This is a genomic window from Streptosporangium sp. CA-115845, assembly GCF_050943795.1.
Taxonomy (GTDB): Bacteria; Actinomycetota; Actinomycetes; order Streptosporangiales; family Streptosporangiaceae; genus Streptosporangium.
On sequence record NZ_CP191988.1, the window covers coordinates 3,206,937 to 3,219,728 of the forward strand.

9 protein-coding genes are annotated in these 12,792 nt (G+C 71.3%); 8 read left to right on the forward strand and 1 reads right to left on the reverse strand.

What is annotated here, in order from left to right; translation table 11 throughout:
• Positions 1-68: 68 nt before the first annotated feature.
• From ACQP0P_RS16750 to ACQP0P_RS16775, 6 genes are all read left to right on the forward strand, one after another.
• Entirely contained in the window at positions 69-599 is a 531-nt protein-coding gene (locus ACQP0P_RS16750) for a MauE/DoxX family redox-associated membrane protein (protein ID WP_355617825.1), read from the forward strand.
• Positions 599-1,363 carry a DsbA family protein gene (locus ACQP0P_RS16755; RefSeq protein WP_433377357.1) on the forward strand — a complete coding sequence of 255 codons (765 nt, stop codon included), beginning with the start codon at positions 599-601 and terminating at the stop codon, positions 1,361-1,363. The genes ACQP0P_RS16750 and ACQP0P_RS16755 overlap by 1 nt, the downstream gene beginning before the upstream one ends.
• Before the next feature lie 26 nt (positions 1,364-1,389).
• Positions 1,390-2,499 carry a prolipoprotein diacylglyceryl transferase gene (lgt, locus tag ACQP0P_RS16760; RefSeq protein ID WP_433377359.1) on the forward strand — a complete coding sequence of 370 codons (1,110 nt, stop codon included), beginning with the start codon at positions 1,390-1,392 and terminating at the stop codon, positions 2,497-2,499.
• Positions 2,496-3,215 (forward strand): VIT1/CCC1 transporter family protein, encoded by a 720-nt coding sequence (locus tag ACQP0P_RS16765; RefSeq protein ID WP_433377361.1) that lies wholly within the window; start codon positions 2,496-2,498, stop codon positions 3,213-3,215. The genes lgt and ACQP0P_RS16765 overlap by 4 nt, the downstream gene beginning before the upstream one ends.
• Positions 3,212-4,051, forward strand: coding sequence for a hypothetical protein (locus tag ACQP0P_RS16770; RefSeq protein WP_433377363.1), 840 nt, complete (start codon positions 3,212-3,214; stop codon positions 4,049-4,051). Before ACQP0P_RS16765 ends, ACQP0P_RS16770 begins: the two co-directional genes overlap by 4 nt.
• 109 nt (positions 4,052-4,160) lie before the next feature.
• On the forward strand, positions 4,161-4,781 hold the full coding sequence (locus tag ACQP0P_RS16775; protein ID WP_433377365.1) for a hypothetical protein: 621 nt from the start codon (positions 4,161-4,163) through the stop codon (positions 4,779-4,781).
• Here ACQP0P_RS16775 and ACQP0P_RS16780 read toward each other — a convergent pair.
• Positions 4,747-6,417, reverse strand: coding sequence for a bis-aminopropyl spermidine synthase family protein (locus ACQP0P_RS16780; RefSeq protein ID WP_433377368.1), 1,671 nt, complete (start codon positions 6,415-6,417; stop codon positions 4,747-4,749). The genes ACQP0P_RS16775 and ACQP0P_RS16780 overlap by 35 nt on opposite strands.
• A gap of 199 nt (positions 6,418-6,616) precedes the next feature.
• Between ACQP0P_RS16780 and gltB the strand changes: the two genes are divergently transcribed.
• Together gltB and ACQP0P_RS16790 are read left to right on the forward strand one after the other, a co-directional pair.
• On the forward strand, positions 6,617-11,122 hold the full coding sequence (gene gltB / locus ACQP0P_RS16785) for a glutamate synthase large subunit (RefSeq protein ID WP_433377371.1): 4,506 nt from the start codon (positions 6,617-6,619) through the stop codon (positions 11,120-11,122).
• An 88-nt stretch (positions 11,123-11,210) separates the two neighbouring features.
• On the forward strand, positions 11,211-12,689 hold the full coding sequence (locus tag ACQP0P_RS16790; RefSeq protein ID WP_433377374.1) for a glutamate synthase subunit beta: 1,479 nt from the start codon (positions 11,211-11,213) through the stop codon (positions 12,687-12,689).
• Positions 12,690-12,792: the final 103 nt, after the last annotated feature.

Sequence of the window (12,792 nt, forward strand, 5' to 3'; positions counted from 1 at the left end):
CCGGGGCTTGGAATAGGAGAATGGTGCTCGTGACCTCTGATAACCCCGCACCCAATAGGTCGCGTATCGTGATTTCGGCGCTACCCTGGGTAACGACCGTCTCGCGGCTGGTGCTGGCGGGAGTGCTGATCGTCGCGGGTTGGGGCAAGATCGGCACTCCGGTGCTCTCGGTTCAGGCGGTCGAGGCATACGATCTGCTCCCCAAATCGCTCGCCACGGCGGTCGGCTACGGCCTGCCGATCCTGGAGATCGTCGTGGGATTGTTGCTGGTCGTCGGGCTGCTCACCCGAGCGGCGGGTGTCATCTCGGCGCTGCTTATGCTGGCGTTCGTCATCGGCATCGCCTCGGCGTGGGCGCGCGGGCTGCGCATCGACTGCGGCTGTTTCGGCGGTGGCGGTCAGCTGGCGGCCGGGGTGGAGCCCGACTACCTCATCGACATCCTGCGTGACTTCGGTCTCTTCGGGCTCGGCGTGTTCGTCGCGGTCTTCCCCCCGGGCCGCTTCGCGCTGGACTCCGCGCTTGGGCTCACCCCGGGCGAGGAGTCGTACGAGGACGTCGAGAGCGATGACGAGGAGCTCCAGGAGAAGGAGGCTTACTGATGGGCAAGGCCGCGCGGGAGCAGTCGGCGCGTGATCGGATCAAGGCGCAGCGCGAGGAGCAGATGCGGAGGGAGAAGCGAAAGCGCGTGGCGACCATCGTGACCGTGGCCGTCGTCGCGATCGCCGCCGTCGGCGGTGGCTGGTGGTTCGCCGCCCAGAGCAGCAAGTCCGAGCAGGTCGGAGCCTCGCTCGCGCCGATCACCGCAGCCGCGGACGGTTCGGTGGTCATGGCCAGACCGGGTGTGGAGAAGCCGGTCCTGGACGTCTTCGAGGACTTCCAGTGCCCTGCCTGCAGGGCGCTGGAGGAGACCAGCGGCCCAACGATCAGGAACCTGGCGGCCGAGGGCAAGGCCAAGGTGGTCTACCACCCGATCACGATCTTCCAGGAACAGACCAACAAGGGGATCACCCGGGCCAACTCGCTGCGCGCCGCGTCGGCGATCCGCTGCATCCCCGGGGGCGCCCCGTGGATCGCCTTCCACGACAGGCTGTTCAAGGAGCAGCCCTCGGAGCTCGTGGAGGGTTTCAAGATCCCTGACCTGATCGCCTGGGGCAAGGACGCCGGGGTGACCGATCCCGGCTTCGAGGCGTGCGTGACCAGCCAGGAGAAGGCGCCCGCGCACATCGCCTACAGCACCAAGGTCATGGAGACCCAGAAGCTCCAGGGCACCCCGACGCTGAAACTCAACGGCGTCGAGTTGGACACGAACGTGGCTTTCAAGCCGGCCGAGCTACGCCAGGCCGTTCTTGATGCCGCCAAGTAGCCCGGGACACGGTAACGTCACCTGACATGCCCCTCGCCTCGATTCCCAGCCCCTCTCAGGGGGTCTGGTATCTGTTCGGCGTGGTCCCCATCCGGGCCTACGCACTGTGTATCGTGCTCGGCGTCGTCGTCGCGGTAGTCATCGGCGAGCGCCGCTGGCGTGCCCGCGGCGGTGAGCCGGGGACGATCGTGGATCTCGCCGTCTGGGCCGTGCCGTTCGGCCTGGTCGGCGGACGCCTCTATCACGTCATCACCGACTGGCAGCTCTACTTCGGAGCGGACGCACCCAACGAGCCGATCGAGGCGCTGTTCATCTGGAACGGTGGCCTGGGCATCTGGGGTGCCGTCGCGCTCGGTGGCGTGGGTGTCTGGCTGGGGTGCCGCAACAGGGGCATCTCCCTGTCCGCGGTGGCCGACACCGTCGCCCCCGGGATCGCGGTGGCCCAGGCCATCGGCCGCTGGGGCAACTACTTCAACCAGGAGTTGTTCGGCAGCCCCACCGACCTGCCGTGGGGGCTGGAGATCGACCCCGACCGGCCGGGCACGGTGCCGGGCGAGGCCACCTACCACCCGGCGTTCCTGTACGAGTCGATCTGGGACCTGGGCCTGGCGCTGGTTCTCATCTGGGCAGGGCGCAAATTCGCGCTCCGCCACGCCCGCCTGTTCGCGCTCTACGTCGCCGGCTACACCGTGGGCCGCTTCTGGATCGAGGGGCTGCGGGTCGACAGCGCCCACCACATCCTCGGCCTGCGGCTCAACCAGTGGACCTCGATCATCCTGTTCATCGGGGCGATGGCCTACTTCTGGTACGCCAGGAACAAGAGCAACGCCGAGCAGGTCCGTCCGCTGCCCGATCCGGCCGCCGAGCCCGTGCCGGGCGAGACGGCCGACGCGGACAAGGGTGAGGTCGGGGCCGACACCGATGCCGAGCCGGCCGTCACCCCGGCCGCCTCGGACGGGGAGGACACCGCCGACCCGGCTCACCCGTCCGGCCTGGCCGACTCCGACGAGAGCGGCGGCACGGAGAAGGAGGACGGTGAGGCGCGGCTCACCGCCGGCACGCTCGCGGCCGATGACTCGGTCGATCCGGCCCACCCGTCCGACCTGGCCGACCAGGAGGAGAAAGGATCCCGGTGAGCGGCGACGACTCGGGGGGCCGCGCCGAGATGCACCACCGGCATCGCGACGTCAACGGCGGCTGGCTGCGGCCGTCGGTGTTCGGCGCGATGGACGGCCTTGTCTCGAACTTCGCCCTGATCGCCGGTGTCGCCGGCGGCGCCGCCAGCACCACGGTCATCGTGCTGGCCGGAGTCGCGGGGCTGGCGGCGGGCGCGTTCTCCATGGCCGGGGGTGAGTACGTCTCGGTGGCCAGCCAGCGGGAACTCGCCCTGGCCGAGATCGACGTCGAGCGGCGCGAGCTTGAGCGTCACCCCGAGGCCGAGCAGCAGGAGCTCGCCAAGCTCTACGAGGACCGGGGCGTCGAGCCCGCCGTGGCGGCCGAGGTGGCCCGGCAGATCTCGATGGACCCCGACCGGGCGCTCGAGGTGCACACCCAGGCCGAGCTTGGGGTCACCGCCCAGGACCTGCCCTCGCCCAGGATCGCCGCGATCTCCTCGTTCCTGTCGTTCGGCGTGGGCGCGCTCCTGCCGCTCCTGCCGTACCTGCTCGGGGTCACCAGCCTGGTGACCTCGGCGGTGATCTCATGTCTGGCCCTGTTCGGCGCGGGCGCGCTGGTCTCCCGGGTCACCGCGCGCAGCTGGTGGTACAGCGGGCTGCGCCAGCTCCTCGTCGGCGTGGTCGCCGCGGCCCTGACCTTCGGCCTGGGCACCCTCCTGGGAGGGGGCGGACTGTGACCCCTCCGGCCGGCCCGCCCCCCACACCCGCACGCAAGCGCCGCCGCACCTCCGCCAGGGCGCGGACCGAGGACATCACCCGGCTGGACGAGTGGGGGCTGACCCGGCCCCAGCAGCGGCTGCTGATGGTCTTCGGGGCGGTGGCGGGCGTGCTGGTCGCCGCGGTCGCCCTCACCCTCGCGATCTCCGCGATCGGCAACGACTTCGAGCCCGAACGGGCCACCGCCTCGGTCATCGGCACCGAGCCGAGGCCCGACCTCTACAAGGGCTGGCCCTCCTCCAAGGTGTTCACCCCGATCGCGCAGAGCAAGGCCGACCCCAAGCCGCTGACGGTCAAGGACCTCTTCGCCACCAGGACCCTCAAGGAGGGCAGGGTCACGCTGAGGCTGGCGGCCACCCGCCTGGAGGCCGGTTGTGCGATGGCGACCTGGGGCCAGGGGCTCGCCGACCTGCTCGCCCAGGGCGGGTGCACCCAGGTGGCCAGGGGCCTGTACGTCAGCGGGGACGGCCGCTACGTCGCCCAGTACACCCTGTTCAACCTCCGCGACACCGCCTCGGCCGACACGCTGGTGAACACGCTGACCACCCTGCACCGGGGCGGCTGGGTCCGGCCGCTCCAGGCGGGCAAGGCAGTCTTCCCCGCCGGGGGTCACACCGAGTCCAGCGGGCACGCCATGGGGCACTACGCGGGCCTGGTCTGGATCGGCAGGACCGACGGCGCCGATCCCGGACCGAAGGACGACTTCGTCTCGCTGGCGCTGACGGTCCGCGGCGTGGAGAAGGCGATCTTCCGCCGCATCGTCGCCGCCTCCCCCGCGCCCGCCCCGTCCAAATAGCCCCCGCCGTCCCTCGAATCCGTTCCGTATCCCGGTCGACATGGTCGCCCGGCGCCGCTTCGGCTCAGTGGTCCCTGGCGTCCCGTCTGTCGAAGTAAGCTCTTTCCTCATGCGCACGTGGATCGCCGTCACCGTCGCCGTGCCGGTCGTGGTCGCCGGGGTGGCGGCCTTCCTCCTGCTGGGGGGCAGGCCCGACCCGCGCGCCGCCGTCCTTCGCGCGGAGCCCAGCACGGCCCACTACGCGCCCATCGCGACCCGCGCCCTCGACCCCCAGCCGCTGACCGTCGCCGAGATGTTCCCCGGCCCCTCGGTGTCGGCGGGCACGACCAGGCTCGCGCTCAAGACCACCGAGACCCTCGCAGACTGCGCCGAGGCGGCCTGGGGGAGCGCGCTGGACGCGCTCGCCGGGTGCACGCAGGTGCTGCGGGCCCGCTACGAGACCGAGGACGGCGAGGTCTCCGGCCAGTTCCTGATTTTCAACCTCGCGGACTCCGCCGCCGCGGACAGGCTCGTGGCGGCGCTCAGGAGCGACGGCTTCGTCCGGCCCGCTCCCGACACGCCCGAGGGTTTCGACGGTTCACGCAGCTGGGCACAGGCCCGTGCCCTGGGGCACTACGCCACGGTGAGCTGGGTCGCCCCGGTGGTCGAGGGGGGTCAGGTGGATCTCACCTACCCGCAGGTCGCCGTGGACGGCCTCAGCCTGGCGATCCAGCGCCGGCTGGTGCGCTGAGGGAGCTCTCCACCGCGGCCCGGAGCTCCAGTAGCCGGTGGGCGGGCAGTTCGAGGACCGTGACGTCGTCCGCCCACGGGGCGACGGCGGCGATGACCGCCCTGGCCTGCTTCTTCGTCAACTCGCCCCTGACCTTGATCAGGGCCTCGCGCCAGGTGTTGGCGAGCTTGCCGTGCGCGTTGTCCAGGACGCGGCGCAGGATCCGGGCCGTGTCGTCCTGGTGAGGCGCCGTCCGTACGGCGCGTACGGACGCGCCCTCGACGATGAGGTCGTAGACGGGGGCGAGCAGGTCGGCGGGGAGGTTTCCGGGGGCCGCGGCCAGGGTGACCCGGACCTCCCCGGCGCGGGTGGCCAGCAGCAGCCGGGGCAGCGCGGCCTCCAGCCCGGCCGGTACGGAGATCGCCACCCTGGCCGGGGCACTGGCGTAGGGTTTGGCCAGCCAGGTCGCCAGGCGCGCCCTGGGGGCTCTGGGCAGTACGTCGCGGGGCCACTCGCCCACCAGCACCTCCGGGACGAACCCCTCCTCGAAACCGGCCGTGGAGCCCGCCGTGGGCTCCCCGGCGGACTCCACGGACTGGGGACCCTGCGTGTAGATGGCGGTGCCGGAGGAGTCGGTACGGGCGGCCGCGGCCGGCCAGGTCCTCGTGGTGGGGCGCAGGACGTACAGGTCGGCGGCCGAGCCGATGGCCTCGGCGCCGAGGTAGCGGTTGAAGTCGGGGTAGATCGCCTCGTTGACCAGGTTGAGCTGGGACAGGGCCTGCTGCACCTTGAGGGCGAGCGCGGGGGTGCGCTCGCTCGCGCCGTACGCCAGCATGATCCGGCCCTGCTCGCGGTCGCGCAGCCCCTCCGCGCAGCGGGCGACGAACAGCCCGACCCCCTCGGGGGTGTAGGGCGGGTCGGTGATCGCCAGATCGGCCCAGGCCTGCGTGGAGGCGGGCAGTCCCAGGCGCAGGTCGGCCCAGCGGGTCCGCACGGCCAGCCCGAGCCGGTCGGCCTGGCCGGCGATGTAGGCCAGGATGCGTTCGTCGACGTCGACGACCGTCACCTCGACGCCGGGGTGCAGCATCGCGGTGGCCAACGAGGTCAGGTCGTGGTCGCCCACGCACAGCAGCCGGGCGCCGTCCAGCCAGAACCGGGCGTCCAGCAGCAGCGCCCGCCGGACCACGGTGTCGCCGGTCGCGGCGACGTGGTCCAGCGTGTGGCGGCCCCGGGGGGCCTTGGCGATCAGCTCGTCCATCCGCGCGACCAGTTCCGCCCGGTCGGAAAGGAGGTGCGCCACCGGGTCGGCCGGTGCGAGGGTGCTCAGCTCCTGCCCGGCCCAGTGGGCGGGAAGCCTGAAGCGGTCGCCGGAGCGTTCCAGCTCCCCGTCCACCTCGCGCAGCAGCGCCTCGATGGTCCGCCGCGACGTCGCGGTCCGCCTGACCAGATCGGCGAGAGTCCACCAGCGGCCGTCGCCCAGCGCCGCCAGCGCGATCCTCAGCCGCCTGCCGTCGACGCCCAGCCGGGCGACGAGCGCCCTGACCCCCTCGTGGGCGGCCGGGCCGCCTGGCACCTCCGACACGCCCGGGGTGTCCGCGGTTCCGGTGTTCGTCAGGCCGGTGTGGTCGCCCGATTCGGCGGGGGCGCTCGGTTCCATCTGGCCACCTTAGAGCCCGGACCTGGAATGTCGTGCCATCGGCGCGTGTTAAACAAACCGGGCGAATCGGTGCCAAATCGGTGTGACCTGACCGGGTAGGCCGGTATCCGGCAGGGTACGGTAACCTCTACCCACCACGCAGCAGGGCCAACGTCGTCCCTTGCTTGTTCCACAGAAGCAAGACGACGGGAGGGATTCGATGCCCGCTGCCCACCTCGGCTTTCCCGAGCCCCAGGGCCTGTACCACCCCTCGCACGAACACGACGCCTGTGGCGTCGCCATGGTCGCGGACGTGGCCGGTCGCCGCAGCCACGACATCGTCGCGAAGGCACTGACCGCCCTGTGCAACCTCGATCACCGAGGAGCCCAGGGAAGCGAGCCGGACACCGGCGACGGCGCCGGGATCCTGACGCAGATCCCCGACACCTTCTTCCGCACGGTGGTGGGCTTCCCCCTGCCCGTGGCCGGCGCCTACGCCGTCGGCACGGCCTTCCTGCCCGCCGACGCGCCGGCCCGCGCCAGGGCGGTACGGCTGATCGAGGAGATCGCCGAGCAGGAGGGCCTGACGGTCATCGGCTGGCGCGACGTGCCGACCACCCCCGACCTGCCCGGGCCGAGCGCCCGCGCGGTGATGCCGTTCTTCGGCCAGCTGTTCGTGACGTCCCCCAACGGCGAGACCGGCCTGGAGTTGGACCGGCTGGCCTTCTGCCTGCGCAAGCGGGCCGAGCACGAGGCGAACGTCTACTTCCCCTCGCTGAGCTGCCGGACCATCGTCTACAAGGGCATGCTCACCCCGCTGCAGGTCGAGCAGTTCTTCCCCGACCTCAGCGACGAGCGCTACGAGACCGCGATCTCGCTGGTCCACTCGCGTTTCTCCACCAACACCTTCCCCTCATGGCCGCTGGCGCACCCGTACCGCTACATCGCCCACAACGGCGAGATCAACACGGTCAAGGGCAACCGCAACTGGATGCGGGCCCGCGAGGCCATGCTGGGGACCGCGAACCTGCCGGGAGACCTGTCGCGGCTCTTCCCGATCTGCGACCCGGCCGGCTCCGACACCGCCTCCTTCGACGAGACCCTGGAACTCCTGCACCTCGCCGGGCGCCGGCTGCCGCACGCGGTGCTGATGATGATCCCCGAGGCGTGGGAGAACCACACCGAGATGGACCCCGCCCGGCGGGCGTTCTACGAGTTCCACTCCACCCTCATGGAGGCCTGGGACGGCCCGGCCTCGATCACCTTCTCCGACGGCACCCTGGTCGGCGCGGTACTCGACCGCAACGGCCTGCGCCCGGGGCGGTTCTGGGTCACCACCGACGGCCTGGTCGTGCTGGCCTCCGAGGCCGGTGTGCTCGACATCGCCCCCGAGGACGTGGTCCGCAAGGGCCGCTTGCAGCCCGGCAGGATGTTCCTGGTCGACACCGAGCTCGGCAAGATCATCGAGGACGACGAGATCAAGGCCGAGCTGGCGGCCGAGCTGCCGTACGCGGACTGGCTGCACGCCGGGCTGGTCCGCTTCGAGGAACTGCCCGCCCGCTCGCACGAGGTCCCGACGCACGAGGCGCTGATCAAGCGGCAGCAGACCTTCGGCTACACCGAGGAGGAGCTGCGGATCATCCTGGCTCCGATGGCCAGGGTGGGCGCCGAGCCGATCGGCTCGATGGGCACCGACAGCCCCGTCGCGGTGCTCAGCGAGAAGCCCCGGCTGCTGTTCGACTACTTCAGCCAGCTGTTCGCGCAGGTCACCAACCCGCCGCTGGACGCGATCCGCGAGGAGCTCGTCACCTCCCTGGCCACCACCATCGGCCCCGAGGGCAACCTGCTCGACCCGGGCCCGGCCTCCTGCCGCCAGCTGGTGCTGCCCTACCCGGTGATCGACAACGACGAGCTCGCGAAGATCATCCACATCAACGACGAGGGCGCGCTGCCGGGCTTTCGCCCGCACGTGGTCCAGGGCCTGTACGAGGTCGCGGGCGGCGGCGAGGCACTGCTCGGCCGCATCGAGGAGATCCGCGCCGAGGTCTCCGCGGCGATCGAGGGCGGGGCGCGGATCATCGTCCTCTCCGACCGGGGCTCCTCCGACGTGCTGGCGCCGATCCCGTCGCTGCTGCTCACCGGTGCCGTCCACCACCACCTGATCGCCGAGAAGACCCGCACCAGGGTCGGCCTGGTCATCGAGACCGGCGAGGCGCGCGAGGCGCACCACATGGCGCTGCTCATCGGCTACGGCGCGGGTGCGGTCAACCCGTACCTCGCCATCGAGACCGTCGAGGACATGGTCGACTCCGGCGTGCTGCGGGTCGACCGGCACAAGGCCGTGCGCAACCTCATCAAGGCGTACGGCAAGGGCGTGCTGAAGGTCATGTCCAAGATGGGGGTGTCCACCGTCGCCTCCTACACCGGTGCGCAGATCTTCGAGGCGCTCGGCCTGAGCCAGGAGGTCGTCGACGCCTGCTTCACCGGGACCACCTCCCGGCTGGGCGGTGTCGGCTTCGACGTCCTCGCCGAGGAGGCGGCGCTGCGCCACCGGCGCGCCTACCCCCGGGCCGAGAACGCCCACCGCCGCCTGGAGGTCGGCGGCGAGTACCAGTGGCGCCGCGAGGGCGAGCCGCACCTGTTCAACCCCGAGACCGTCTTCAAGCTGCAGCACGCCACCCGCTCGCGCCGCTACGAGATCTTCAAGGAGTACACCGGGCTGGTGGACTCCCAGGCGGAGCGGCTGATGACGCTGCGGGGCCTGTTCACGCTGAAGGAGGGGGTCCGCGAGCCGGTGCCGATCGACGAGGTCGAGCCGGTCAGCGAGATCGTCAAGCGGTTCTCCACCGGCGCCATGTCGTACGGCTCCATCTCGATGGAGGCGCACGAGACGCTCGCCATCGCGATGAACCGGCTGGGCGGCAAGTCCAACACCGGTGAGGGCGGCGAGGACCCCGAGCGGCTCCACGACCCGGTCCGCCGCTCGGCCATCAAGCAGGTGGCCTCCGGCCGGTTCGGCGTGACGTCGGAGTACCTGGTCAACGCCGACGACCTGCAGATCAAGATGGCCCAGGGCGCCAAGCCCGGCGAGGGCGGCCAGCTGCCCGGCCACAAGGTCTACCCGTGGATCGCCAAGACCCGGCACTCCACCCCGGGCGTCGGCCTCATCTCGCCGCCGCCGCACCACGACATCTACTCCATCGAGGACCTCGCCCAGCTCATCCACGACCTGAAGAACGCCAACCCCGCCGCCCGCGTGCACGTCAAGCTGGTGGCCGAGGTCGGCGTCGGAACGGTCGCGGCGGGCGTGTCCAAGGCTCACGCCGACGTCGTGCTCATCTCCGGCCACGACGGCGGCACCGGCGCCTCCCCGCTGACCTCGCTCAAGCACGCGGGCGCCCCCTGGGAGCTCGGGCTGGCCGAGACCCAGCAGACGCTGCTGCTCAACGGCCTGCGCGACCGGATCACCGTCCAGGTCGACGGCCAGCTCAAGACCGGCCGCGACGTGGTCATCGCCGCGCTGCTCGGCGCCGAGGAGTACGGCTTCGCCACGGCACCCCTGGTCGTCTCCGGCTGCGTGATGATGCGCGTCTGCCACCTGGACACCTGCCCGGTCGGCGTCGCCACCCAGAACCCCGAACTGCGCAAGAGGTTCACCGGCAAGCCCGAGTTCGTGGTCAACTTCTTCGAGTTCGTCGCCGAGGAGATCCGCGAGTATCTCGCCGCGCTGGGCTTCCGCAGCCTGGAGGAGGCCGTCGGCCACGCCGAGCTGCTGGACACCACCTCGGCGGAGAACCACTGGAAGGCCGCGGGTCTTGACCTGGCACCGATCCTGCACCAGCCCGAGTTGCCCGCCGGTGCCTCGCTCCGCCGCGTGGTGGGGCAGGACCACGGACTGGCGAGGGCGCTGGACAACACGTTGATCCAGCTCGCGGAGGGCGCGCTCAAGGACGGTTCCCGGGTCACCCTCGAACTGCCCATCCGCAACGTCAACCGCACCGTCGGAACCATGCTCGGTCATGAGGTGACCAAGCGGTACGGCGGCGCCGGCCTGCCCGACAACACCATCGACGTGCGCTTCACCGGCTCCGCGGGCAACTCCTTCGGCGCCTTCCTGCCCAGGGGCGTCACACTGCGGCTGACCGGCGACGCCAACGACTACGTCGGCAAGGGCCTGTCCGGCGGCCGGATCTCGGTCCAGCCGCACCAGGCGGCCCCGCTGGAGGGGCACATCATCGCCGGCAACGTCGGCCTGTACGGCGCGACCTCCGGCGAGGCGTTCATCCGCGGCGTCGTGGGGGAGCGGTTCTGCGTCCGCAACTCCGGCGCCACCGCAGTGGTCGAGGGCGTCGGCGACCACGGCTGCGAGTACATGACCGGTGGCAAGGCGGTCGTCCTCGGCCCGACCGGCCGCAACTTCGCGGCCGGCATGTCGGGCGGCGTCGCCTACCTGCTCGACCCCGATGTCGAGCGGGTCAACCGCGAGATGGTGGAGATCGAGGAGCTCGACGAGGCCGACTCCGAGACGCTGCGCGAGATCGTCGAGGCGCACCTGACCGAGACCGGCTCCACGGTGGCCAAGGCGCTGCTGGCCGACTGGGACCCGTCCCGCTTCGGCAAGATCATGCCGACGGACTACAAGCGGGTCCTGCGGGCCGCCGAGTCCGCCCGGCTGGAGGGCCGCGACATCGACGAGGCGGTCATGACCGCCGCGGTCCAGGGGTGAGGCCGATGTCCAGGCGCACCCCGGCCGGGAACCCCCGGCGACTCGTTCACACCGCTCAGGCTGTTCAGGGATAAGGGAGGTACGACCGATGGCCGACCCCAAGGGTTTCCTCACTCACGGGCGCGAGCTGCCGACGCGCCGCCCGGTGGACGTCCGCATCCGCGACTGGCGGGAGGTCTACGAGGACTTCCCCAAGCCCGCGCTGACCAAGCAGGCGGCGCGGTGCATGGACTGCGGCATCCCGTTCTGCCACAACGGCTGCCCGCTGGGCAACCTGATCCCCGAGTGGAACGACCTGGTCTACCGGGACGACTGGCAGGAGGCCATCGAGCGCCTGCACGCCACCAACAACTTCCCGGAGTTCACCGGCCGCCTGTGCCCGGCTCCGTGCGAGGCGGCGTGCGTGCTCGGTATCAACTCCGACCCGGTCGCGATCAAGCGGGTCGAGGTCGAGATCATCGACCGCGCCTTCGACGAGGGGTGGGTCACCCCCCAGCTCCCCGCCTCGAAGACCGGTAAGCGGGTCGCGGTCGTCGGCTCGGGCCCCGCGGGCCTGGCCGCCGCGCAGCAGCTCACCCGCGCCGGGCACGACGTGGTGGTGTTCGAGCGCGCCGACCGGATCGGCGGCCTGCTCCGCTACGGCATTCCCGAGTTCAAGATGGAGAAGCGGCACATCGACCGCCGGCTCGCCCAGATGCGGGCCGAGGGCACCGAGTTCCGTACCGGCGTCAACGTCGGAGTCGACATCACGGCGGCGCGGCTGCGTGCGGAGTTCGACGCGATCGTGCTGGCCGGCGGCGCGACCCAGTGGCGGGATCTGTCCGTCGCCGGGCGCGACCTGAAGGGCGTCTACCAGGCGATGGAGTTCCTGCCGCCCTCCAACAAGGTCCAGGAGGGTGACTTCCCGGTCTCACCGATCAGCGCCGAGGGCAAGCACGTCGTCGTGATCGGCGGCGGCGACACCGGCGCCGACTGCATCGGCACCGCGATCCGGCAGGGGGCCGCCTCGGTCACCCAGCTGGAGATCATGCCCCAGCCCCCGGCGGAGCGCCCCGGCAGCCAGCCGTGGCCCACCTTCCCCATCCTGTTCAAGATGGAGAGCGCCCACGAGGAACTGGCCGACGGCGGCGGCGACCGGGTCTACGCGGTCTCCACCACCGAGTTCGTCGGCGACGCCGACGGCAACGTCAGGGCGCTGCGCCTGGTCGAGGTGGAGGGGCCCGGCACCGGGTTCAAGCCGGTGCCCGGCTCCGAGCGGGAGATCCCCGCAGAGCTGGTCACCCTGTCGATGGGCTTCGTGGGACCGGAGAAGAAGGGCCTGCTCACCGAGCTCGCCGAGGTCGCCGAGGGCGAGTTCTTCGACGCCAGGGGCAACGTCGCCAGGGACAGGGGTTACATGTCCTCGGTCGACGGCGTCTTCGTCGCCGGGGACATGGGCCGCGGCCAGTCCCTGATCGTGTGGGCGATCGCCGAGGGCCGCTCGGCCGCCTCGGCCGCGGACCGCTACCTCACCGGCCAGACGGCCCTGCCGGTGGCGATCCCGCCGACCGCGAGGCCACTGGTCTGAGCACAGCCGGTCTGAACACTGAGTAGGTTGTATTTGGTCCGTGTATGTCACGGCCGGTATGAGCACGTCATGGCATTCCCGGGTGCGGCGCCGCCCGCCGCGC